The following is a 21726-nucleotide window of genomic DNA, read 5'->3' as shown; positions in this document are numbered from 1 at the left end:
AAGTCAGTTGGCGTCAGCCGCCGGCTTGTTGCCGGCAAGAGGACGACAAGGCAGCAGCAGCGTGTTCATCAGCATTTCGGCCGGCAGCGGCGCCGGCAGCTGGATTTCACACTGCGCCGCGCCGTTCCAATGCACGCGCATGCGCTCGCCAGGGTTGAGGCCGGACAGGTAAACGCTGCCGCCGTCATTGATGATGCCGGTCTCCTGTTTGCGGGCATTCAGCACCGTGGCGCCGAACGGCGGCTCGCTGCCGTCCGCCAGTTTGACGATCGCCATCGCCTTCTCGCCGGCTATCACCTCAAACTTGCGGTAGCCGATGGCCCCCTCGGTCAACGTGGCCTGCACCACGGAACGCGTCGCCTCGACGTTGTCGCTCAGGCTGTTGAGATCGATGCTGGCCTTATTGCGGTAGTAGCTGTTTACATCCGCCACCACCGCTTTGCCGTAACGGTTGGTCAGCACCGTACTGCCGTAGCCGCGCACCGGCACGCCGGCGACGCCTTCGGTATCCAGCAGCAAGCGCGTGCCGCCCGGCGTATTGACCCGGTGCAGCACCGCCCCTTCCGCCGCCATCGTCAGGCCGCCCTGCGCGCCGATGCCGACGGCGCTGTAACGGCCGGCCTGGTAGCTGGCGTTGGCGTTGATCTGCGCCATATCGCCCTGATGGCTGTAATAGCCGCTGGCCGTCGCCCCGCTGCGCGCTGCGCCGGCGCTGATCTGATAGTTGTTGTGTTCATCGACCCGGTTGTAGTAACCGACCCGATGGGCGTTCTCTTCGCGATCGAGCGTCATGTTGTAACTGAGCGTTCCGGCGCTGCCCCAGGGCAGCGACAGCGACAGGTACATCCCGTCGTCATTGCGCTCGTTGTAACGGTTGCGATAGGCCGACAGCGATACGCTGACGTTCTTGAAATCGCCGATATCGAAGTAGCGCGATACCATCAGGTTGTAACGATCGTTCGGCGCCCGATCCCAGTAGGTTTGGTGGCTGTAGTTGAGATAGGTGCTGAGCCCCAGATCGCGGAACTGTTTGTTGAAGGTGATGGTGTACATCTCCTTGCTCTTGCCGCTGCGTCCCCCTTCGTAACGCGCATCGAGGTAGTCCCCCATGCTCATGAAGTCCTCCTGGGAGAAGCGGTAGCCGGCGAAAGTGATCTGGCTGTCGTACTGGTCGAAGTTCTTCGAATAGCTCAACCGGTACGAACCGCCGGTCAGAGCGCCCTCCTGCGGCAAGCGCGCACGCGACTGCGTGGCATCGAACGACAACGCCCCCAGCGCCATCAGATCGCGCCCGATCCCCAGCGACAGCGCGTTGTAATCGCCGCCGGCGATGCCCCCGCCGTACAGCGACCAGCCGTTGCTGATGCCCCAGGAGAACTCACCGGTGCCGAACATCGGCCCGCGCAGGTGATGCCCCCACTCCGACGGCTTGCCCGTCGCCAGCTTGTAACGCACCGTGCCCGGTCGCGTCAGGTAAGGGATGTTGGCGGTATTCATCTTGAACGCCTGCACGCTGCCGTCTTGCTCTTCGACGCGCACGTCCAGCTCGCCGGAAACCGCGTCGTTGATGTCCTGAATGCGGAATGGCCCCGCCGCCACCTGCGTCTCATACAGCACGCGCCCCTGTTGGCTGACCGCCACCTTGGCGTTGGTTTTCGCCACGCCCGTCACTTCCGGCGCATAGCCGCGCAGGTTGGGCGGCAACATGCTGTCGTCGGATCGCAGACTGACGCCGGTAAAGCGCAGGCTGTCGAAAATGTCGGAGTTCAGATAATCCTCCCCCATCGTCAGCCGCGAGCGCAGCGCCGGAATAGCCCGGTAGGCGTAATAGCGGCTCCAGTCGAACTGTTTGTCGGTCGACTGAGAAGAACCGGTCTGATGGCTGAGATTAGCCTGCCAGTCGGCGCGTAGACGCCAGGCGCCCAGATTGGCGCCGCCGGTGCCGTTGCCGCTCAGGCTGTAACTGCTGCCGCCTTTCTGATGTTTTTGTGTTTGAGCATTGACGTTATAGTCAAACAGCAGCCCGGGAATACCGTCATCCCAGCGCGAAGGCGGGTCCCAGTTTTCCGAGCTGTATTCCAGATAGGCCTGAGGAATGTTGAGGTACAGCGAGGAGCTGGCAAGATCGCCGCGGGCTTCCATCCCTGCCAGGCTGGAGGCGTCAAGGCAACGGCCGCCGTGCGTCCAGTTCAGCGTACTTAACAGTTTTTCTTTCAGCCCCAGTTGGTTGACCAACTCCGGCGAAAGACAGGCTTCGCTGCCTTTAGGATCGTTCTCGGGCGCCATAAACGTCACCGGCTGTTCCGCCAGATCGTTCTTATTGACGTGCACCACCATGGTATAAACGCCCGGCATGATGTAGCCGCTGCGCGTAAATTGGCTCAGATCGATATTTTTACGATCGTTGATGTCCAAGACGTCAGTATTGAATTGAATAACGTCGGCGGCATAAACCAACGCGATCGGATTTCCCAGAGAAAGGGCGACACAGAGCCCCAAGGCCTGAAGACGAAATAACTTCCCTGCCGGTGAAAGCATAATAAAGTCCTTTCAATAACGAATTAACCGTCAGTACGAAAAAAAAAATCAAAAATAATCCAGCTTAAAACGCACTGTGGAAAAATACGCTCCCACCTTCAACGGCTGGTGATTCGGCATTAACGTCATGGAATAATTCAGCACTCGGTTGCCCGGTATTATTCCCTCCATCGGCAACGGCTCCCCTGGAATAACCGGCCTGCCGCGGCTGTCTTTTATCTTCAATGCGATGCCGCGCGCATCGCCCTGTACGCCAAACAAAGCGCCTTCCGCCAAACCATCAAACGTGACCTGAAAGAATTTCCAATCAGGCTTGTTTTCCGGACGTTCCAAAATGCAATTAACCAATTCAATACTGAAAGGTTTAGTCATTCCCTGGCCGTCACGAATGATCTGTCCGATAGGAAGCGTGTCCATATCGATTGTCTGATCGCGGCTGCCGGCGGCAATGGCGCAGGCAGTGTCGATAATGGCGCCGTGCATACTGACTTTGCCCCACCCCTGTGCGGCGGAAATTGCACTGCCGGGCGCAAACGCCAACGACGCCAAAAGAACGGCACCCGCCCGATTCCTTGAAAAAAACATCGCGACATTCCTTTGACACAGAGAGTCACCAGGCATGCGGCGTGCCCCATGCCTGGTTGATTAAGCCTGCGGTCTCACTTACTGATAAGCCAGAGTGAAGTCGGCTACGGCGGTGAAATCGCCCGGAACGATGGCTGCGGAAGCGCCTTCACCCTGCAGGTAAGCGGCGAAGTTCAGGCTGTTGTTGCCAGTATTCAGCGTCTGTGCCGCAGTCGCCTGACCCAGTTTGATCGGCTGGCCGCCATAAGTGATTGCTACGCCAGCGCCGCTGGCGGTCCCCGCGATACCCAATAGATCTTTGTTGGTTGACGACGCAATGCCGCTGAAGGTGGTTTTAACGGTTTTCAGCGTCGTGGTATCACACTGCTCCAGCTTGATTTCAAACGGACGCGGGTTGGATTTGCCGCCGTTTTTCAACGCCACGTTAGAAACCTGGCCCAGATCTACGGTCTGATCGATCGACTCGGGTGCAATAGAGCATGGCGCATCAATAATAGAACCCGTGAAGGTCACTTTACCGTGTCCCTGATCGGCTGCCTGTGCAAAAGAACTTGCGCCAAATGCAATCACTGCAGCCATCATGATTTTGTTAAGTTTCATAGAACCTATATTCCTTATAAGAAAAAATGCATATTCCAATCAAGAAAAAGAGCAACAGGAAATCTGCTCGCGCTTATATATGCGCAGCCCTGATTCTTTAGCATCTTGCTGGTTGGTTAACTGCCAAAACCAAAGAAACCGACAATAAATACGTCGATAACGGCAAGTCTGCAGCGGCCCGCCCATTAATGAATTCGTCATATAAAAATAAACGAAATCACAACAAGCAGAGACCAATACTTTCTAACCCGCCCTTCTCGTCTGGCGATGAATATTCTGGCAAATGCCCACCGGCAAAAAAAGTCTTTTTTTGATCAAGACGAACATTCGCAATTTATTTCCTAATTAAAGTTAATTTAGTGTTATTTTTAGGCTCATAGATCGTAAAAAATACTTTTATAGTGCAATATCCTGTTTTTCTCTGTTTCACAATTAATCAGATCGCAAAGACGCTCTTTGTGAATATAATAAACCAAAACTTTAGGTTTCTGCGTGACACTCCCTCAGCCTGCAAACAGGTAGAAACGGAGTGGGAACCTTCTTTTTTTCAATCCTGATAAATAGATAGGATTTTTCTTGATTCGCGATTTACCTCGTTATTGGTAGGCAGTGAAACTTTGTTTTTTCTTAGGAATACAGCAATCAAAATACAGAGGAAGTGCTATGGAAGCGTTATCTCCAAAACAAAAGGAAATACGGCAATTGCAGCACGATCTGCTGCAAACATTATTCGCGCAGTCGCCCCGTCCATGTCCCGACACCGGACTGCCACCTCAGCATCTGTGGTTGTCTACCCGGCAACTGGCCAACGCCGTCAACGTCGGCGTTTACCGCGCCCGGCTACTGCTGTTGGAACTCGTCGCCAAACAAGACGTGCTCGTAACGGACGGCTCCATCAACAACTCGTTGAGGTGGTACCCCACCGCCCTACTGCCAGCTGACAACAAGGAAATACCAGGAATAGATGCGCCTTATTCTCATTTAACGGAATAACGCCGGCACAGCCAGCCTAATTAGCCCTATTTCGTGGCGGCACCTAGCCAAATGACACTATATAATCGGGATATTATTGTGAGAAAAACAACCATCCTATTTCTACAACACTGCCTGGCATTATCTTTTTTCGTCCTCATTGGTAACGCCAATGCATTTACCTGTAAAACCTCCGACGGCGGGAACATTGGTCAGGGTGGTTCAATGACGCCGGTCGACGTCAGGGTAAAGATAGGCCCTGAATTGTCCATCGGGAAAAATGAAATCGTCAACGTCAGCCAGGTGACCTGTAAAAACGACGTCGCCAGCTGGAAAGATATTTTACTCACCGGCAGCCCGGCGTTGACGATGAACACCGCCATTTTCGGTACGCTTGCCAACGGTATGACAATCAACGGCACCGACTACTTATCCCCGATCCAATCAGGTATCCAGGTGATGACGATCACCGGCCTAAACAGTGCCAGCATTTCCATCAGGGTTTACATCGTGCTCAACCGTTCGCCGACGCAGGATATCAAGGTGAACAAGGGCGACGTCATCGGCCAAATCAACTTTGAACAAAAAAATGACCAGTCAGGTTGCCCAAAATGTGGGCCTTACCGGTGGCGCCTGATCGCCGACAACGACGCCTACTTCGTCACCACCAGTTGCACTATCAACAACGGCCAGCAGATTAACGTCGACTTCGGTCAGATCCGCCAGGACTTTCTCACGCAGAGCGCCAGCGACGCCCAAATCAAACAGGACAAGGCGCTCAGCTACCGGTGTGACGATCAGAGCGCGACACAAGACATTTTGGTTCGCATGGTCAGCGATGCCAGCGGCTTCTCCAGCGATTTCATCAAGACCTCCAATTCTAATGTCGGCGTAGCCATGGTGCACAATGGCGCGGTGGTGAAACCCAACAATACGTTCAGAACGCGCATCGTCAACGGGCAGGGCAACGACACCGTCACCTTTGTGCCAGTGAAGAACAATGTGCCTTACACCAGCATCGCCACCGGTCCGATGTCAGGCTCGGCCACGCTGATCTTCAGCGCACCTTGAGACGGGAGCCAGAATGAACATGACGAGGAAAACGCGTTGCGCTCTGCTGTTTACGCTGGGTGTGATCAGCGCCGCCCAGGCCGCCGACCAGGGCACCAAGGTCAGTATCACCGCCACCGTGGTGGCGCCTCCGCCTTGCGTGATCAACGACGGGCGCACCATCGATATCAACTTTGGCAAGGTCGGCATCAAACGTATCGACGGTAATCGCTATATGCAACGCATCGATTACAGCATCAAGTGTGAGTTTCTGGATAACAGCCGCCAGCTGAAAATGAAGATCATGGGCAGCGCGGCGGCCTTTGACAGCAGCGTGTTGAACAGCAGCGTCAATGGGCTGGGCATCAAACTGCTGGCCAACGGCAAGGCTTTCGCCATCAATACGCCGCTGAACATCGATTACGCCAATCCGCCGACGCTTGATGCGGTGCCGGTGAAAAACAGCGCCGTCACCCTGGCGGAAGGTGACTTCTCCAGCGGAGCCACCATGCTGGTGGACTATTTCTGAAACGCCACGGATGCTGAAAATGAAAAAGCCGCAACGGAAGGTTGCGGCTTTTTCAGGAACCGCACGCGACGATGCGGCAGCGGTGTCAGGGCATTCAGCCGAAGATCCCGCCGAACCACTGGCTCAGCTTCATCATCACCATATCCCAGATGCGGCTGAAGAAGTTGCCCTCTTTCACCTCTTGCATCGCCACCAGCGGGTGCTGCTCGATGGTTTTGCCGTCCAGCTGGAAATCGATGGTGCCGACCACCTGGTTTTTCGCCAGCGGCGCTTCCAGGGTCGGTTGGGTCAGCTTGTAGCTGGCCTTCAGGTTTTTCATCTGCCCTTTCGGAATGGTGACCGAGGCGTCTTTCGCCACGCCGAGAGGCACTTCGCTGACGTCGCCGAACCACACTTTCTGGGTGACGAACGGCTTATCGGCCTTGATCGGCGTCGCGGTTTCATAGAAGCGGAAGCCCCAGGTCAGCAGCTTTTCGCTTTCGCTAAAGCGCACGCGATCGCTCGGCGCGCCTAAAACCACCGAGATCAGACGCATCGGGCCGTCGGTGGCGGACGCCACCAGGTTGTGGCCGGCGCCGCTGGTGTAACCGGTCTTGATGCCGTCGACGTTCAGGTTGCTGCTCCACAGCAGACGGTTGCGGTTAATCTGGCGGATTTTGTTAAAGGTGAACTCTTTCTCTTTATGCAGCGCGTATTCGTCCGGCACGTCGCGGATCAGCGCCTGGCTCAACAGCGCCATGTCGCGCGCGGTGCTGTACTGCCCTTCCGCATCCAGACCGTGCACCGTCAGGAAGTGGGTATTCTGCAGGCCGAGGGATTTGGCGTAGTTGTTCATCAGGCCGACGAACGAATCCTGGCTGCCCGCCACGTAGTCCGCCAGCGCGATGCTGGCGTCGTTGCCGGACTGGATCACGATGCCCTTATTCAGTTCCAGCACCGGCACCTGATCGCCCGGCTTGATGAACATCAGCGAAGAGCCGCGCAGCGCCGGGTTACCGGGCGCCCAGGCGTCTTTGCCGACGGTGACCATGTCTTCCGGCTTGATCTTGCCGGCCTTGATCGCCTGGCCGATCACGTAGCTGGACATGATCTTGGTCAGGCTGGCGGGATCGAGACGGGTGTCGGCATTGCCTTCGGTCAGCACTTTGCCGCTGTTGTAATCCATCAGAATGAAGGCCTTGGCGTCTACCTGCGGCGGCGCCGGCGGCTCGGCCGCGTGTACGGCCGGGGCGGCCAGCAACAGGATGCCTACGCTGAAGGTCAGTTTTTTCAGGGAAGTGGATAAGTTTTTTTTCATCATGACGTCGCCAGAGTGTCCATTCAAAACCATTGAAATAGCGTTAACTTTCAAACATGTTCACGTTTTAAGCCAACCAGCGAGAGTGGCCCGGTGCGCGCGTGTCGGCCGCAACCCCTTGCGGCGCCCGTAGCGGGTAACGCAACGCACCGAAAATGCCCTTGCTGTGAGTTTATGTGATTTATCTTATTTTTGCAGGGTTTAGCGTGAATTTTCAGCATTTTTACATAACTGTACGCAGGCACGCACTTATCGTTCAAAAAAGCATCGCGACGCGCATTTTCGCACCTACCCACGGCTACACGGCCAAGCATCTGCACCGCTAAACATCTGCGCATCCATACGTCCAAAAAAGATTAATATATTCCATAATGGCATATAGAACCGCTATTTGTTCTTTTTAAAGCGCTTATCCTCAGCGCTATCATCCGCACAACGACTTTTATACCGAATAATCCTGGAGATGAGTCATGGCGATCCCCCATTCCGTCATCGAGATGATTGGCAATACCCCGATGCTGGAACTGACCCAGTTCGATACCGGCCCGTGCCGGCTGTTCGTCAAGCTGGAGAACCAAAATCCCGGCGGTTCGATCAAAGACCGCGTGGCGCTGTCGATGATCGAGCAGGCCGAGCGCGACGGCAAACTGCAGCCGGGCGGCACCATCATCGAAGCCACCGCCGGCAATACCGGCCTGGGATTGGCGCTGGTGGCGGCGCTGAAAGGCTATAAGCTGCTGCTGGTAGTGCCGGACAAGATGAGCCGCGAGAAGATCTTCCACCTGCGCGCGCTGGGGGTGGAAGTGCTGCTGACCCGTTCGGACGTCGGCAAAGGGCATCCGGCTTACTACCAGGATTACGCCAAACGCCTGGCGGAAGAGATCCCCGGCGCCTTTTATATCGATCAGTTCAACAACCCGGCCAATCCGGCGGCCCATACCACCACCACGGCGCCCGAACTGTGGCGGCAGATGGAGCATGACGTGGACGCCATCGTGGTCGGCGTCGGCTCCGGCGGCACGCTGGGCGGGCTGAGCCGCTATTTCGCCGAGGTTTCGCCGCAGACGGAATTCGTGCTGGCCGACCCTGCGGGTTCAATACTGGCGGACTATCTCGACAACGGCCATATCGGCGAAGCCGGCAGTTGGCTGGTGGAAGGCATCGGCGAAGACTTCGTCCCGCCGCTCAGCGACTTTGACCAGGTGCGCAACGCTTACCGCATCGGCGACGCCGAAGCCTTCACCACCGCGCGCGAGTTGCTGCGCAAGGAAGGCGTGCTGGCGGGATCGTCCACCGGCACCCTGCTGGCCGCCGCATTGCGTTATTGCCGCGCACAGACCGAACCCAAGCGGGTAGTGACCTTCGTCTGCGACAGCGGCAACAAATACCTGTCTAAAATGTATAACGATCACTGGATGCTGGAACAGGGCCTGCTGAGCAAGCCACAGCACGGCGATCTGCGCGATCTGATCGCCTACCGCCACGACGAGGGCGCCGCCGTTTCCGCCGCGCCGGACGACACGTTGGCGATCGTGCACGCCCGCATGCGGCTGTACGACATCTCGCAGCTACCGGTGCTGGAAGGCGATAGGGTGGTCGGTCTGATCGATGAGTGGGATCTGCTGAACGCCGTCCAGGCCGACGCCGCCCACTTCAGCCTGACGGCCGGCAGCGCGATGACCAAACAGGTTCATACGCTGCAAAAGGAAGCCGGCTACGAGGAATTACAGGCCACCTTCAACCATGGCCACGTCGCGGTGGTGCTCGACGGCGAGCGCTTCCTCGGCCTGATTACCCGCACAGACGTGCTTAACGCCTGGCGCCAAAAATTACGTTAATAAGGACCCATTATGGCCAAGTTTGATACGTTGACCGTTCACGCCGGTTACACCCCGGACGCGACCGGCGCAGTGATGCCGGCGATTTACGCCACCTCCACCTACGCCCAACCGGCGCCGGGTGAACATACCGGCTATGAATACTCCCGCAGCGCCAACCCGACGCGCACCGCGCTGGAAAGCGCCATCGCCGAACTGGAAGGCGGCAGCCGCGGTTACGCCTTCGCCTCCGGCCTGGCGGCCTGCTCCACGGTGCTGGAGCTGCTCGATAAAGACAGCCACCTGATCGCGGTGGACGACCTGTACGGCGGCACCTATCGCCTGCTGGAAAAAGTGCGCAGCCGCACCGCCGGCCTGCGCGTCACCTACGTGGCGCCGGCGGATCTCGCCGGGCTGGAACAGGCGATCGAGCCGGACACCAAAATGATCTGGGTGGAAACGCCGACCAACCCGCTGCTTAAGCTGGCGGATCTGAGCGCCATCGCCGCGATCGCCAAAAAGCACCGGCTCATCAGCGTGGCGGACAACACCTTCGCCTCGCCGTATCTGCAACGCCCGCTGGATCTGGGTTTTGACGTGGTGGTGCACTCCGCCACCAAATACCTCAACGGCCACTCCGATGTGGTGGCGGGCGTCGCGGCGGTGGGCGATAACCCGGCGCTGGCGGAACAGCTCGGTTTCCTGCAAAACGCAGTCGGCGGCATTCTCGATCCGTTCAGCAGCTTCCTGACGCTGCGCGGCATCCGCACCCTGGCGCTGCGCATGCAGCGCCACAGCGACAGCGCGCTGCGCATCGCCCAGTGGCTGGAGAGCCAGCCGCAGGTGGAAAACGTCTACTATCCCGGCCTGCCGAGCCACCCGCAGCACGAACTGGCGGCGCGCCAGATGACGCGCTTCGGCGGCATGATCTCGGTACGGCTGAAAGGCGACGACGCCTATGCGCGCCGGGTCATCCAGCGTTCGCGCCTGTTTACCCTGGCGGAAAGCCTGGGCGGCGTGGAAAGCCTGATCAGCCAGCCGTTCAGCATGACGCACGCCTCCATTCCGCTGGAACAGCGCCTGGCAACCGGCATCACGCCGCAGCTGGTGCGCCTGTCGGTGGGGATTGAGGATGTGGAAGATCTGATCGCCGATCTGCAGCAGGCGCTGGCGGAATAATCGCCGCATCAGCGCATGATCAGCCCGGCCGACGCGCCGGGCTTTTTTACGCCCGGCGTTCAGAGGCCGATGACGTCCTGATAAAAACGGTGCGCCACATCGGGGTGAGAGCGGATGCGGCCTTTCAGGTAGTTATACCCCACGTCGCGCAGCAGCGGATTGAGCGGATCGCTGGCCGGGCCGCGCGCCTGCGCCGCCAGCTGCGGCGGCAGTTGATACAGCGGCACCACCGCGTCCAGACGCGCGCCGAGGAAGAACGCGATCGATAATCTGTCACTCCCCGCCGGCGGCGTTTCCACCCGGTGCACCGTGGCGCGCAGATAGCCGTTAGTCGCCAGCTCCAGCAGCTCGCCGATGTTCACTACGAAGGTATCTTCACGCGGCTGTGCGTCTATCCACTGCCCCTCGCTGACCTCCACCTGCAGCCCTTTTTGCGCGTCCTGCAGCAGGAAGCTGAGGAAACCGGAGTCCTTGTGCGCGCCGACGCCCTGTGCGCTGGCGGTGGCCTCCCGCCCCGGGTAGCGGATCAGTTTGATGTGCTCGTTGGGCTTCTCGCCGTATAAGCGATCGAAAGCCTGCTCCGGCAGCGACAGCGCCAGCGCGAAAGCGCGCAGCAGCCGCAGCGACATGGCGGTCATCGCCTGTTGCCACTCCAGCAGCAGCGGTTTCAGCGCCGGCAGCGCCGCCGGCCACTGGTTTGGCCCCTGCAGACGCGCCCAGCGTGGCGTGTCGTCAGCCAGCGTCAGCGCCGGGCGTTCGGCGCCGATATCAAACTGCTCGCGCCAGTCAGGCTGCCCGCGCGTGAGTTCCGCCGCCGCCCGGTTGTAACCGCGAAAGTGCGGCGAATGCACCATCTGCACCGCCAGCTTGTCGGCTTCCGGCAGAGCGAAAAATTGTCGCGCGGCGTGCTGCAACCGCGCATTCAACGCGCCGTCCACGCCGTGACCGCGCAGATAGAAGAAACCGACGTCGCGCGCCGCCGCGCGCAAATCGTCAAGAAAAGCGCGCCGCCGGCGCGCATCGCCGTCAAGCTGCGAAAGATCCAGCAGCGGCAACGTCTTCAGCGTCGTCAGGTGCGTCATCATGCGGTTCCTCTTCTTCCCCGATTACGATCGGGCTGCCATACAGGCGAATAATCAACATTGACCCTCCCCAGCGGGTGGCTGCATTTGCCCCATAGTTACCACCGCGCTCGCCGGGACGGCCAATATTGTTGCGTTCTAAGATATGCAAACGTTCAACAAACTGTCGCAAAACCGTCATCAATGTTTCTTATGCTCTGCGCAATTTCGCCGACGCCGCTGGCTGGCGACGTGCGCTATCCGCTATCCTGTAAACGACCTCATACCCTGCCTGCCGGAGAAATACTGATGGATTTAGCCTTATTCGACCTGGATGAAACCCTGATTGACGATGACAGCGCCAGCCTGTGGATCCGCTGGCTGGTCGGCCAGGGATTCGCGCCGGCGGAGCTTGAACTGCAGGAGCAGCAGCTGATGCAGCTCTATTATCAGGGCAAGCTGTCGATGGAGGACTACATGCAGGCCACGCTGGCGCCGTTGACCGGCCTGAGCGTGCAAACCGTGGCCGGCTGGGTGCAACGCTACATCCGGCGCGACATCCTGCCGCGCGTCTATCCCGCCGCCCGTGAACGCCTGCAGTGGCACCGCGAACGCGGCGACTGCATCCTGGTGATCTCCGCCACCGGCGAACACCTGGTGGCGCCGATCGCCGAACAGCTCGGCGCCGACGACGCGCTGGCGATCGGCGTGGAAATCAGCGACGGCCGCTTCACCGGCAACACCTACGGCACCATGACCTATCAGCAGGGCAAGGTGATCCGCCTGCAGCACTGGCTGGCGCAGCACCCGCACCTGAAGTTCGAGCACAGCCACGGCTACAGCGACTCTCTCAACGACAAGGCGATGCTGCAATTCGTCGACAGCGCCACGGTGATCAACCCCGACAGCGAACTGAGCGCGCTAGCGGCGGAGCACGGCTGGGAAGTGTGCCGCTGGGAGCGTTGAGCGGCAGACAAAAAATGCCCTGCGGTGTGACAAAAAGCGCATTGTGGCGTAGGTATTAAGGGTCTTTAATCCGCTAACGGAGTTATCCCATGCTGACCATTTGGGGTCGTGAGAATTCGAACAACGTCAGGAAGGTGCTGTGGTGCGCCGCCGAACTGGGGCTGAGCTATACCCACATCAACGCCGGCGGGGCGTTTGGCAAGGTCAACGAAGAGAGTTACCGCGCGCTGAACCCGAACGGCCTGGTGCCGTTACTGCAGGACGATGACTTCGTGCTGTGGGAGTCCAACACCATCGTGCGCTACCTGGCGGCGAAGTTCGGCGACGCGACGTTCTATCCGCAAGATCTGCAGGCGCGCGCCGCCGCCGAGAAATGGATGGACTGGACCACCTCGACCATCGTTCCGGCCTTCACCATCGTCTTTTGGGGCCTGATCCGCACCGCGCCAGAGTTGCGCGACATGGCGAAAATCGAAGCGGCGATCGCCACGCTGGAAAAACACTTCGACGTCATTGAACAGACGCTGGCGCACCAGCCTTACCTCTCCGGCGACGCGTTCGGCTTCGGCGATATCCCGCTCGGCAGCTTCGCCTACGCCTGGTTCGAAATGCCGATCGCCCGCCGCCCACGGCCGAACATGGAGCGCTGGTATCAGCAACTGCGCGCACGCCCGGCCTATCAGCGCGGCGTGATGAGCGAGCTCACCTGACACGTGCGGGGCGCTACGACGCCCCGACCTTCAGCAGCTTGCCGTCCCGTTCGTCCGTCAGCAGATACAGGTAGCCGTCCGGCCCGCTGCGCACCTCGCGAATGCGTTCGCCGCGATCGCCCAGCAGCCGCTCTTCCGCCACCACTTTGTCCCCCTCCAGCGTCAGGCGAATCAGTGCCTTTTGCGCCAGTGCGCCGATGAACAGCGAATGCCGCCAGGCGGGGAAACGCTGCCCGTCATAAAACGCCATGCCGCTGAGGCCGGGCGAAACCCGCCAATAGTGCAGCGGCTGTTCGGTGCCGGGCACCCGTTCTCCTTTGGCCTCCGGGATCGGCTGGCCGGAATAGTTGATGCCATAGGTGGCCAGCGGCCAGCCGTAGTTTTTACCCGGCAGCGGGATATTGAGCTCATCGCCGCCGCGCGGACCGTGTTCATGCTCCCAGATCGCGCCGCTCCACGGATTCAGCGCCAACCCTTGCGGATTGCGGTGGCCGTAAGACCAAACCTCCGGGCGTTTACCTGCCTGGCCGACCCAGGGGTTGTCCGGCGGTACCGCGCCCTCGGCGGTCAGCCGCACCAGCTTGCCCTGCAGTTTGTCAGTCTCCTGCGCCGTCGGCCGCTGGTTGTTTTCGCCCAGCGCGATAAACAGGTAGCCCTGCCGATCGAACGCCAGCTTGCCGCCAAAGTGATTGCCGACCGACAGCTTGGGTTGCTGACGGAAGATCACCTTAAAGTTTTCCAGCCGCGCGCCGTCGTCGCTCAGGCGGCCATAGCCGACCGCCGTGCCGGCTTTGCCGCCCTCGCCCGGTTCGGCGAAGCTGAGATATACCCGGCGGCTGGCGGCGAAGTCGGGCGCCGGCAACACCTCCAGCAGGCCGCCCTGCCCCTCGGCGTAGACCTGCGGCACGCCGGCGATCGGCGGCGACAGGCCCTTGCCCTGCAGCCACAGCCGCAGCCGGCCGGGCCGTTCGGTGATAAGCAGGCCTTGTTCCGCCGGCAAGAAGGCCAGCGACCATGGGTGTTCCAGGCCGTCCTGCAATTGGCTGACCGTCGGCGCGGCGTGCAGCAGGCCGCTGCACAGCAGCAAACCGGCCAGCAGAGTCAATCGGGGCATGGCGTCCTCCTGAGGATAAAATGACCCGTTTAGTGTAGTTCACCCAGTCGGAATGGTCGTTTACATTACATTTCAACAGGTTGCCTTTTAGCCGCAGTGTGCTTAAGTTAATCCATAACCCAGGAGGAAAAATGGACATTACCGTTACCGACGCGATTGACGAACAAACCCTCGATGCGATCAGGCAAGGCCTGCGCGCTTACAACCTGCCGCATATCGACGCCAGCCACCGCAAGCCGCTCAGCGTCTATGCGCGCGACGAGGCCGGCACGGTGATCGGCGGGCTGACCGCCGAAACCTGGGGCAACTGGCTGAGCGTCGAGTGGCTGTGGGTGGCGGATACCCAGCGCGGCAGCGGCCTCGGCGGCCGGCTGATGCGCGCCGCCGAGCATGAGGCGCAGGCGCGCGGCTGCCGCTACGCCCGTCTCGACACCTTCAGCTTCCAGGCGCGACCGTTCTACGAAAAGCTCGGCTATCAGCTGCAAATGACGCTGAAAGAGTATCCGGTGGAACATGAGTGCTATTTTCTTACCAAAACCCTGACTGATTAATGGACGGACAGATGGACAGCAAAAGCATGGTGGTGAACTGCGTGGCGTACAAAGCCGGCCAACGGCTGGGCGAAGTGACCATCGACGATATCAGCGAGGTGGTCAAACAACCGGACACCTTCGTCTGGCTGGGGTTGCGGCAGCCGGAGCCGGCGTTTATGCGCAAGGTGCAGGAGGAGTTCGGCCTGCACGATTTGGCGATCGAAGACGCGCTGTGCGCGCACCAGCGGCCGAAGCTGGAGACCTACGGCGACTCGCTGTTCATCGTGGTGAAAACCGCGCAGTGGGGCGAGCACGACGAAATCGAATACGGCGAAACCCACTTCTTCGTCGGCAAAAACTTTCTGGTGACGGTGCGCCACGGCGCCTCACCCAGCTACGCGCCGATCCGCGCCAAGGCGGAAGAGAACCACAAGCAGATGTGCCGCGGGCCGGGCTTCGCCCTCTATTCGGTGTTGGACTTCGTGGTGGATAACTACCGCAGCGTGGTAACGCGCTTCGAGAGCACCATCGAGAACATCGAAGCCAACATGTTTCAGTCGGAGTTCGATCAGGCGGCGATCGAGAACGTCTATACTCTGCGCCGCCACCTGCTGGCGCTGCGCAACGCCGCGCTGCCGATGGATGAAATCTGCAACCAGCTGATCCGTCTGCACGAAGAAGTGATCCCGAAAGAGCTGCGCGCCTACGTGCGCGACGTGCAGGATCACGCGCATCAGGTGGTCAGCAACATCGACGACATGCGCGAAATGCTGACCAACGCCATGCACGTCAATCTGGCGCTGGTGACGGTCAAACAAAACGAAGTGGTGAAACGGCTGGCGGGTTGGGGGGCGATTTTGGCTATCCCGACGGTGATCTTCAGCCTGTACGGGATGAACTTCGCCGACATGCCGGAGTTGAAATTCCCGTGGGCCTATCACGCCACGCTGGGGGCGACCGCCGTCGGCTGTATTTTCCTGTATCAGAAGCTGAAGAAATCAGGCTGGCTGTAAGCGCCAAAACGGCGGATTTTCCCGCCGGAGAAACGATCGGCGGGGCAGCCGGATCCGCCGACTGCCCCGCCGCTTCAATACAGCATCGGCCGCCGATCGCGATGCACATGATTGTAGCGGCCGATGCGCTTGTCATCGGCCTCGCCGATATCCATCGATGCCAGCACCATGCCTTCACCTGTCAGGCTCTGCGTCAACGGGTAGCCATCGGCGTCGACGATCGCCGATCCGCCGATCCACGCAACGCCGCGCTCCGTTTCGCAGCGATCGCACACCGCGATGAACAGCCGATTGACGGCGGCGTTGGCCTGCGCTTTCACCATCTCCGCCGGCCGTTCGCCCTGCGGGCGCGGCGCCTGCGGCCAGTTGACCGGCGCGCACAGCAGCTGAGCGCCGGCCAGCGCCGGCAGCCGCACCCATTCGGGGAATTCAAGATCGTAGCAGATCATCACCGCCAACCGGCCAAAGCGGGTCTCGACGACCGGCGGTGGCCGATCGCCGGGGGTAAAGATCGTGCTCTCCTCATGCCACAGGTGGGCCTTGCGATAAATCGCCCTCACGCCCTGCGCATCGATCAATGCCGCGCTGTTGGCCACCCCGCCATCGGGCAGCCGCTCGCAGAAACCGGCGACGATCACCACATCCAACTCACGCGCCAGGGCACACCACAAGCTGAGGCTGGGCCCGTCTTCGGTCTCGGCCAACGTCAGCGCCTCCGCCTTATCGCGCAACACATAACCGCTGTTCACCAGCTCCGGCAACACGATGACGTTGGCGCCGCGCTGCGCCGCATGACGGATCGCCTGAGCGGACTGCGCCCGATTATGCTCTGCTTCCCCTACCCGCAGCGCTAACTGGCAGCATGCGACGCTGATTTTACCCATGACTCACCTTCTCCTTACCCTCACCGTTAAACCGACAGGGCGGCAATGCACCCTGCTCCTCAGTAAATCAGTAAAGGCACCGTGATAAAAGCCCGGATCGCGCCTCAACGCTCGGTTTGGGTCTGCAGCTGCGGCGCCGGGCGGCTCAGCAGGCTGCCCAGCACGAAGGCGACGCCGCCACCCAGCAGGCCGCCGTAGATCGGGCTGTTAGCGTCGATACCGTGCCAGATCATCAGCCCCACCACGCAAAGACTGCCGGTCAGCATGCTGGCGATGGCCCCGGCGCTGGTGGCGCGCGGCCAGAAGATCGCCCCCACCAGCGGGATCAGCATGCCGCCTACCAACAGGTTGTAAGCCAGCGTCAGCGCCGCCAGCACGTCGCGCACCACAAACGCCAGCCCCAGCATGACCGCGCCCATGAAAAGCGTGGTGAAGCGCCCGGCGGCCAGCCCGCCTGAAGGTTTACGGCGGATGGCCGGCAGCACGTCCTCCAGCGCGATGGTCGAAGACGCCAACAGGCAGGCGCTGGCAGTGGACATCAGCGCCGCCAAGGCCGCGGCGGCCACCAGCCCGCTGACGCCAACCGGCAACACCGCCTGCGCGATGGCGGCGAAGGCGCCGTCGGTGTTGCTGAGCGACGGCAGCACGATCTTGCCGGCCATGCCGATCAGCGCGCCGGTCACGCCGTACAGCACGCAATAGACGCCCGCCCCCAGCCCGGCGAAGCGCGCCACATTGGCGCTGCGGGCGGTGAACACCCGCTGCCAGATGTCCTGGCCGATCAGAATGCCGAAGAAGTAGATCAGGAAGAACACCAGAATGGTGTCCAGCCCGATCGACGACAGCTGGTAGTAACCGGCGGGCAGCAGGCTGGTGAACGCCTCCCAGCCGCCGGCCTTGACGATGCTCATCGGCATCAGCACCAGCATCATGCCGACGGTCATGATGATGAACTGAATGATGTCGGTCAGCGTCAGCGACCACATGCCCCCCAGCGTCGAATACAGCACCACCAGCCCGCCGCCGAGCAGGATAGACGCGCTGAACGACAGGCCGAACATCACCTGCATCACGCTGCCGATGGCGATGATCGAGGTCACCGCCACCATCAGGTCATACGCCAGCATGATCGCGCCGCTGGTGACCCGCGCCGCCGGGTGATAGCGCCGCGACAGCACCTGGCTGACGGTATACAGCTTCAGTTTGAGCAGCGGCTTGGCCAGCACCAGACTCAGCACCACAATGCCCAGCCCCAGCGCGCCGCACAGCCAGACGCCGGAGATGCCGTAGGTGTAGCCGAGCTTGACGCTGCCGATGGTCGACGCGCCGCCGAGCACCACCGCCGACAGCGTGCCCAGATACAGCCCCGGCCCCAGGTTGCGCCCGGCCACCAGATACGCCTCTTTGGAATTGGCGCGGCGAATGCCCATCCACCCCACCGCGCCTATCACCAGAAAGTAAAACACCACGACCAGCAGATCGAGATTCATGGGTACCTCCACTCCGTAGTTATTGTTATCAGGGGCCCCGACGCAACCGCTCCGCCGGTAGAGTCAGTGAGCCGGCCTCAGCGGGCCGGCAGCACGCACAACATTTCAAACAGCAGATTGGCCGCCAGCAGCGCGGTGTTACCGGAGCGATCGTAAGGCGGCGACACCTCCACCACGTCGCCGCCGACCAGGTTCAGTCCATGACAGCCGCGCACGATCTCCAGCCCTTGCCAGACCGACAGCCCGCCGACCTCCGGCGTGCCGGTGCCCGGTGCGAAGGCCGGATCCAGCCCGTCGATATCGAAGCTGAGATAAACCGGCGCGTCGCACATCTGTTCGCGGATCTCCGCCATCAGCGGTGTCAGCGACCGGTGCCAGCAGGCCTCGGCCGGCACCACACGAAAGCCCTGGCGGCGTGACCAGTCGAAGTCGTCCGCCGCATAGCCACTGCCGCGCAGGCCAATCTGCACCACCTTTTCCGGCGCCAGCAGCCCCTCCTCAAACGCGCGGCGGAAGGTGGTGCCGTGCGCCAGCTGTTCACCGAACATCTCCTCGTTGGTATCGGAATGCGCATCGACGTGGATCAGCCCGACCGGGCCATGACGGCGGGCGACGGCGCGCAGCACCGGCAGCGTCAGGGTGTGATCGCCGCCGAGCGTCAACGGCGTGCAGCCGTGCGCCAGGATCTCGTGGTAAGCCGCCTCGATGCGCTGCACGCTGTCCGCCAGGCTGTAGGGGTTGATGGCGATATCCCCCAGATCGGCCACCTGCAGCCGTTCAAACGGCGCAGAGCCGGTACCCATGTTGTAGGGGCGGATCATCACCGATTCCTGGCGGATCTGGCGCGGGCCATAGCGAGTGCCGCTGCGGTTGGAGGTGCCGATATCGAGCGGAATGCCGACAAAGGCGGCGTCCAGACCGCGCGCCTGTTCGGCCGCGGGCAGGCGCATCATGGTGGGGAGGCCGGCAAAGCGCGGCATATCGTTACCGCTTTGGGGTTGGTTCAGCATGGCGTTTCCTTGTCTTGGGCTTGCGATAAATTGAAACATTTAAGCAACATTCGCAGGCTACCCCGTTGACCGCACCGGCTACCATTCCTGCTTTTACATGTAAACATCGGAAAACGCGATGTAACTAACCCATTGAAGTATTGATTTTTATTTCAATATCATGCCATAAGAAAGGCCATATCTTCAGCGCCGCGCCTATTTCTTCGATGTTAAAAATGGGTTAACCGGCCGACGTTCTGCGGAGGGACAGATGCTCACTAACCTAAGCGATATCGATCTGAAGCTGTTGCGGGTGTTCGTCGCGGTGGCGGAAGCCCAGGGGGTCAGCGCCGCGCAGGAAACGCTGCTGATGAACCAATCCACCATCAGCACCCATCTGGCCTCGTTGGAAACGCGACTGGGTTTTCGCCTGTGCCAGCGCGGGCGCTCCGGCTTCCGGCTGACGCCCAAGGGGGAACGCATGCTGATCGCCTGCCGCTCGTTGTTCAACGCCGCTCGCGACTTCACCCGGGTCAGCCAGTCGCTGAACGGCCTGCTGACCGGCGATCTGCAAATCGGTCTGGTGGATAACCTGGTTTCACTGCCGGGCAATCCGTTCAGCCAGGCCATCAAGCACTTTCAGCGGCGCCACCAGGACGTGCAATTGCAGTGCCGCATCTGTTCGCCGAACGAGATTGAGCAAGGGCTGCTGCACCAGCAGCTCGATCTGGGCATCGGCTACTTCGGCCAGCAGCTGGAGGCGTTGCGTTATCAACCGTGGCTGGAGGAGACGCAGGCGATCTATTGCAGTGAGGATCACCCGCTGTTCGCGGTGGAAGAACCCGAGCGCGAGCAGATTGAAAACGCGCGCTGGGTCAAGCGCGGCTACCTGCTGGCGCAGCAGCTGTGCCCGATCGCGCCCCCTCACTTGGCGGCGGTGGCTCACCATATGGAAAGCGTCGCCCATCTGGTGCTGAGCGGTACCTGTCTTGGCTATCTGCCCACCCACTACGCGGCGCGCTGGGTGGAACTGGGGCTGCTGCGGCAGTTGGGCGGCACGGCGCTCTCTTATCGCGCCACGCTTAGCCTGGTCAGCCGCCCCGTCCAGCCCGACGAGGCGTTGAACGCGCTGCTGGAGGATTTGGCGCGCGCCGCACGCCAATCACCTCATCGCTGAGAGGCCAGCGCCCGATTCATGGCAAACAGCGTGCCGGTTAAAGACAGGACGAGGAACCCGATGATGGCCCAGGCGAAAGAGGCCGCTCCGCCCTTGTCGAGCACCATGCCGCCGACCGCGCCACCGGCGGCCACGGCGGTATTCCAGCCCGTCGTATACATGGACTGCGCAACGTCGGCCGCGCGGCCGGAAAGCCGTGACAATGCCGTCTGCGTGAGGGTGGCGAAACCGCCGAAAGCCACGCCCCACAATGCGACGGAGAGATAGACGATCGGGGCCGCCCGTCCCCCGCTCCCCAGCAGCACGGCGGCGAGGGAAAAGATAACGATACTCGTCACCGTAAGAGATTGGACTCGCCGATCGACCAGCATCCCGGCAATGCCTAATCCGGCAATCGCGCCCAGCCCGAAGATAAACAGAACGATATCGACCCGCTCGGATAACCCCGACGGCTTGAGGAAAGGCTCCAGGTAGATATACAGAATGTTGTGGGCAACGATGAAGGTGAACACCACGAACAGCACGGCGCGGATCCCGCACTGCAAGAAGACGCCGCTCAGAGACGGGCGATGCGCCTTAGCCTGGCCGGGGAAATCCGGCACAATGGCGATGATCCACGCCACGAGCGCGAGCGCCATCAACGTCATCAGGCCAAAGGCGCCCTGCCAACCGATGGCTCGACCAAGCAACGTGCCAAGCGGTACGCCGAGCACCAACGCCAGGGTGGCGCCGGCGCCGGAGATCGCAATAGCGCGGCCGCCAAGATGAGCCGGTGACATGCGCACGGCGTAACCGGCCAGCAAAGACCAAACGATGCCGCCGAAAACGCCGGCGAAGAAACGCGTCGCCAATGAGACATGGTAATCATGCGACAGCGCCGTGACGAGGTTGACGATGGCAAAACCGCAGATCGCGCTCAACAGCAAGGGGCGGCGCCGCATGCCTTGCGTTAATGCGGTCAGCGGAATGGCGGCGACCAACGCGCCCACCGCATAGGCGGTGATGAATTGTCCCGCCAGGCTTTCAGACACGTTCAAATCGCCCGCGATCGAAGAAAGCACGCCCGCCGGCATGATCTCGGTCAGCAGCGTGATGAAAGCGGCCATTGCCAATGCCAGCAGGCCCCCCAGCGGCAACCGCTCGATGCTCCCGGCAGGCGCAGATATCGTCGTTTGATTCATCAATCACTCCCCATTCAAAGATGTTTCCGCTCATTGCGGAT

21 protein-coding genes are annotated in these 21726 nt (G+C 60.7%); 10 read left to right on the top strand and 11 right to left on the bottom strand.

Annotated elements, in window-relative coordinates; translation table 11 throughout:
• Positions 1–3: 3 nt before the first annotated feature.
• The 3 genes from WFM45_RS03875 to WFM45_RS03865 all read right to left on the bottom strand — a co-directional run bounded on the left by WFM45_RS03875 (position 4) and on the right by WFM45_RS03865 (position 3723).
• Complete coding sequence (locus WFM45_RS03875; RefSeq protein WP_336954685.1) at positions 4–2538, bottom strand: outer membrane usher protein; 2535 nt, start codon at positions 2536–2538, stop codon at positions 4–6.
• A gap of 48 nt (positions 2539–2586) precedes the next feature.
• Positions 2587–3123 (bottom strand): fimbrial protein, encoded by a 537-nt coding sequence (locus tag WFM45_RS03870; protein WP_004938729.1) that lies wholly within the window; start codon positions 3121–3123, stop codon positions 2587–2589.
• 78 nt (positions 3124–3201) lie between these two features.
• The gene (locus WFM45_RS03865; RefSeq protein ID WP_004938731.1) at positions 3202–3723 is read right to left on the bottom strand and encodes a fimbrial protein; all 522 of its coding nucleotides are present in this window, start codon (positions 3721–3723) and stop codon (positions 3202–3204) included.
• Positions 3724–4386: 663 nt separating this feature from the next.
• Between WFM45_RS03865 and WFM45_RS03860 the strand changes: the two genes are divergently transcribed.
• The 3 genes from WFM45_RS03860 (at position 4387) to WFM45_RS03850 (ending at position 6274) form a co-directional block, all read left to right on the top strand.
• Positions 4387–4716, top strand: a complete 330-nt coding sequence (locus WFM45_RS03860; protein WP_048322655.1) for a hypothetical protein — start codon at positions 4387–4389, stop codon at positions 4714–4716.
• Positions 4717–4959: 243 nt separating this feature from the next.
• Positions 4960–5766 (top strand): fimbrial protein, encoded by an 807-nt coding sequence (locus WFM45_RS03855; RefSeq protein WP_048322653.1) that lies wholly within the window; start codon positions 4960–4962, stop codon positions 5764–5766.
• Positions 5767–5785: 19 nt separating this feature from the next.
• Positions 5786–6274: a fimbrial protein gene (locus WFM45_RS03850; protein ID WP_336954681.1), complete on the top strand. Its 489-nt coding sequence runs from the start codon at positions 5786–5788 to the stop codon at positions 6272–6274.
• Between the two features lie 94 nt (positions 6275–6368).
• Here the strand turns inward: WFM45_RS03850 and WFM45_RS03845 are convergent, their stop codons facing one another.
• Positions 6369–7574 (bottom strand): serine hydrolase, encoded by a 1206-nt coding sequence (locus WFM45_RS03845; protein WP_015377270.1) that lies wholly within the window; start codon positions 7572–7574, stop codon positions 6369–6371.
• A 467-nt stretch (positions 7575–8041) separates the two neighbouring features.
• On the opposite strand from WFM45_RS03845, the gene WFM45_RS03840 reads away from it, so the two are divergent.
• Both WFM45_RS03840 and WFM45_RS03835 read left to right on the top strand, forming a co-directional pair.
• Positions 8042–9409 (top strand): pyridoxal-phosphate dependent enzyme, encoded by a 1368-nt coding sequence (locus WFM45_RS03840; RefSeq protein ID WP_048322651.1) that lies wholly within the window; start codon positions 8042–8044, stop codon positions 9407–9409.
• Between the two features lie 12 nt (positions 9410–9421).
• A complete protein-coding gene (locus tag WFM45_RS03835; protein WP_004938751.1) occupies positions 9422–10567 on the top strand; it encodes a trans-sulfuration enzyme family protein in 1146 nt (381 codons plus the stop codon).
• 59 nt (positions 10568–10626) lie between these two features.
• Here the strand turns inward: WFM45_RS03835 and WFM45_RS03830 are convergent, their stop codons facing one another.
• Together WFM45_RS03830 and WFM45_RS03825 are read right to left on the bottom strand one after the other, a co-directional pair.
• Positions 10627–11649 carry an isopenicillin N synthase family dioxygenase gene (locus tag WFM45_RS03830; RefSeq protein WP_033633490.1) on the bottom strand — a complete coding sequence of 341 codons (1023 nt, stop codon included), beginning with the start codon at positions 11647–11649 and terminating at the stop codon, positions 10627–10629.
• Positions 11594–11830, bottom strand: a complete 237-nt coding sequence (locus WFM45_RS03825) for a hypothetical protein (RefSeq protein ID WP_156865407.1) — start codon at positions 11828–11830, stop codon at positions 11594–11596. Before WFM45_RS03825 ends, WFM45_RS03830 begins: the two co-directional genes overlap by 56 nt.
• 107 nt (positions 11831–11937) lie before the next feature.
• On the opposite strand from WFM45_RS03825, the gene WFM45_RS03820 reads away from it, so the two are divergent.
• Together WFM45_RS03820 and WFM45_RS03815 are read left to right on the top strand one after the other, a co-directional pair.
• The gene (locus WFM45_RS03820) at positions 11938–12594 is read left to right on the top strand and encodes an HAD family hydrolase (RefSeq protein WP_004938759.1); all 657 of its coding nucleotides are present in this window, start codon (positions 11938–11940) and stop codon (positions 12592–12594) included.
• An 89-nt stretch (positions 12595–12683) separates the two neighbouring features.
• Positions 12684–13304: a glutathione S-transferase family protein gene (locus WFM45_RS03815; RefSeq protein ID WP_048322642.1), complete on the top strand. Its 621-nt coding sequence runs from the start codon at positions 12684–12686 to the stop codon at positions 13302–13304.
• Between the two features lie 13 nt (positions 13305–13317).
• On the opposite strand, the gene WFM45_RS03810 is transcribed toward WFM45_RS03815, so the two are convergent.
• Positions 13318–14418 (bottom strand): PQQ-dependent sugar dehydrogenase, encoded by a 1101-nt coding sequence (locus tag WFM45_RS03810; protein ID WP_004938764.1) that lies wholly within the window; start codon positions 14416–14418, stop codon positions 13318–13320.
• Between the two features lie 131 nt (positions 14419–14549).
• Between WFM45_RS03810 and WFM45_RS03805 the strand changes: the two genes are divergently transcribed.
• Both WFM45_RS03805 and WFM45_RS03800 read left to right on the top strand, forming a co-directional pair.
• On the top strand, positions 14550–14969 hold the full coding sequence (locus WFM45_RS03805; RefSeq protein WP_336954674.1) for a GNAT family N-acetyltransferase: 420 nt from the start codon (positions 14550–14552) through the stop codon (positions 14967–14969).
• Between the two features lie 11 nt (positions 14970–14980).
• Positions 14981–15964, top strand: coding sequence for a magnesium and cobalt transport protein CorA (locus tag WFM45_RS03800; protein ID WP_015377262.1), 984 nt, complete (start codon positions 14981–14983; stop codon positions 15962–15964).
• Positions 15965–16038: 74 nt separating this feature from the next.
• Here WFM45_RS03800 and WFM45_RS03795 read toward each other — a convergent pair whose 3' ends face one another.
• From WFM45_RS03795 to speB, 3 genes are all read right to left on the bottom strand, one after another.
• Positions 16039–16848, bottom strand: a complete 810-nt coding sequence (locus WFM45_RS03795; protein ID WP_336954671.1) for a nitrilase family protein — start codon at positions 16846–16848, stop codon at positions 16039–16041.
• Positions 16849–16952: 104 nt separating this feature from the next.
• Positions 16953–18338 (bottom strand): sodium:solute symporter, encoded by a 1386-nt coding sequence (locus WFM45_RS03790; protein WP_336954670.1) that lies wholly within the window; start codon positions 18336–18338, stop codon positions 16953–16955.
• Between the two features lie 77 nt (positions 18339–18415).
• On the bottom strand, positions 18416–19348 hold the full coding sequence (gene speB, locus WFM45_RS03785; RefSeq protein WP_033633494.1) for an agmatinase: 933 nt from the start codon (positions 19346–19348) through the stop codon (positions 18416–18418).
• Between the two features lie 250 nt (positions 19349–19598).
• Here speB and WFM45_RS03780 point away from each other — a divergent pair, with 250 nt between their 5' ends.
• The gene (locus tag WFM45_RS03780) at positions 19599–20504 is read left to right on the top strand and encodes a LysR family transcriptional regulator (RefSeq protein WP_336954667.1); all 906 of its coding nucleotides are present in this window, start codon (positions 19599–19601) and stop codon (positions 20502–20504) included.
• Here WFM45_RS03780 and WFM45_RS03775 read toward each other — a convergent pair.
• Positions 20495–21685 carry an MFS transporter gene (locus WFM45_RS03775; protein WP_060559079.1) on the bottom strand — a complete coding sequence of 397 codons (1191 nt, stop codon included), beginning with the start codon at positions 21683–21685 and terminating at the stop codon, positions 20495–20497. The two genes, WFM45_RS03780 and WFM45_RS03775, sit on opposite strands and share 10 nt — an antisense overlap.
• Positions 21686–21726: the final 41 nt, after the last annotated feature.

This window comes from Serratia sp. KG1D, assembly GCF_037150675.1.
In the GTDB taxonomy this organism is placed as follows: Bacteria; Pseudomonadota; Gammaproteobacteria; order Enterobacterales; family Enterobacteriaceae; genus Serratia; species Serratia nematodiphila.
Note: the sequence above shows the minus strand (reverse complement) of the source record. Positions and strands in the feature narration are given on the sequence as shown.

Excerpts from the sequence above, each read along its gene's own strand:
- speB (WP_033633494.1), bottom strand. The coding sequence starts at position 19,348 with ATGCTGAACCAACCCCAAAGCGGTAACGATATGCCGCGCTTTGCCGGC.
- WFM45_RS03875 (WP_336954685.1), bottom strand. The coding sequence starts at position 2,538 with ATGCTTTCACCGGCAGGGAAGTTATTTCGTCTTCAGGCCTTGGGGCTC.
- WFM45_RS03775 (WP_060559079.1), bottom strand. The coding sequence starts at position 21,685 with ATGAATCAAACGACGATATCTGCGCCTGCCGGGAGCATCGAGCGGTTG.
- WFM45_RS03810 (WP_004938764.1), bottom strand. The coding sequence starts at position 14,418 with ATGCCCCGATTGACTCTGCTGGCCGGTTTGCTGCTGTGCAGCGGCCTG.
- WFM45_RS03800 (WP_015377262.1), top strand. The coding sequence starts at position 14,981 with ATGGACAGCAAAAGCATGGTGGTGAACTGCGTGGCGTACAAAGCCGGC.
- WFM45_RS03870 (WP_004938729.1), bottom strand. The coding sequence starts at position 3,123 with ATGTTTTTTTCAAGGAATCGGGCGGGTGCCGTTCTTTTGGCGTCGTTG.
- WFM45_RS03860 (WP_048322655.1), top strand. The coding sequence starts at position 4,387 with ATGGAAGCGTTATCTCCAAAACAAAAGGAAATACGGCAATTGCAGCAC.
- WFM45_RS03865 (WP_004938731.1), bottom strand. The coding sequence starts at position 3,723 with ATGAAACTTAACAAAATCATGATGGCTGCAGTGATTGCATTTGGCGCA.
- WFM45_RS03805 (WP_336954674.1), top strand. The coding sequence starts at position 14,550 with ATGGACATTACCGTTACCGACGCGATTGACGAACAAACCCTCGATGCG.
- WFM45_RS03835 (WP_004938751.1), top strand. The coding sequence starts at position 9,422 with ATGGCCAAGTTTGATACGTTGACCGTTCACGCCGGTTACACCCCGGAC.
- WFM45_RS03815 (WP_048322642.1), top strand. The coding sequence starts at position 12,684 with ATGCTGACCATTTGGGGTCGTGAGAATTCGAACAACGTCAGGAAGGTG.
- WFM45_RS03825 (WP_156865407.1), bottom strand. The coding sequence starts at position 11,830 with ATGACGGTTTTGCGACAGTTTGTTGAACGTTTGCATATCTTAGAACGC.
- WFM45_RS03840 (WP_048322651.1), top strand. The coding sequence starts at position 8,042 with ATGGCGATCCCCCATTCCGTCATCGAGATGATTGGCAATACCCCGATG.
- WFM45_RS03830 (WP_033633490.1), bottom strand. The coding sequence starts at position 11,649 with ATGACGCACCTGACGACGCTGAAGACGTTGCCGCTGCTGGATCTTTCG.
- WFM45_RS03790 (WP_336954670.1), bottom strand. The coding sequence starts at position 18,338 with ATGAATCTCGATCTGCTGGTCGTGGTGTTTTACTTTCTGGTGATAGGC.
- WFM45_RS03850 (WP_336954681.1), top strand. The coding sequence starts at position 5,786 with ATGACGAGGAAAACGCGTTGCGCTCTGCTGTTTACGCTGGGTGTGATC.
- WFM45_RS03845 (WP_015377270.1), bottom strand. The coding sequence starts at position 7,574 with ATGATGAAAAAAAACTTATCCACTTCCCTGAAAAAACTGACCTTCAGC.
- WFM45_RS03780 (WP_336954667.1), top strand. The coding sequence starts at position 19,599 with ATGCTCACTAACCTAAGCGATATCGATCTGAAGCTGTTGCGGGTGTTC.
- WFM45_RS03820 (WP_004938759.1), top strand. The coding sequence starts at position 11,938 with ATGGATTTAGCCTTATTCGACCTGGATGAAACCCTGATTGACGATGAC.
- WFM45_RS03795 (WP_336954671.1), bottom strand. The coding sequence starts at position 16,848 with ATGGGTAAAATCAGCGTCGCATGCTGCCAGTTAGCGCTGCGGGTAGGG.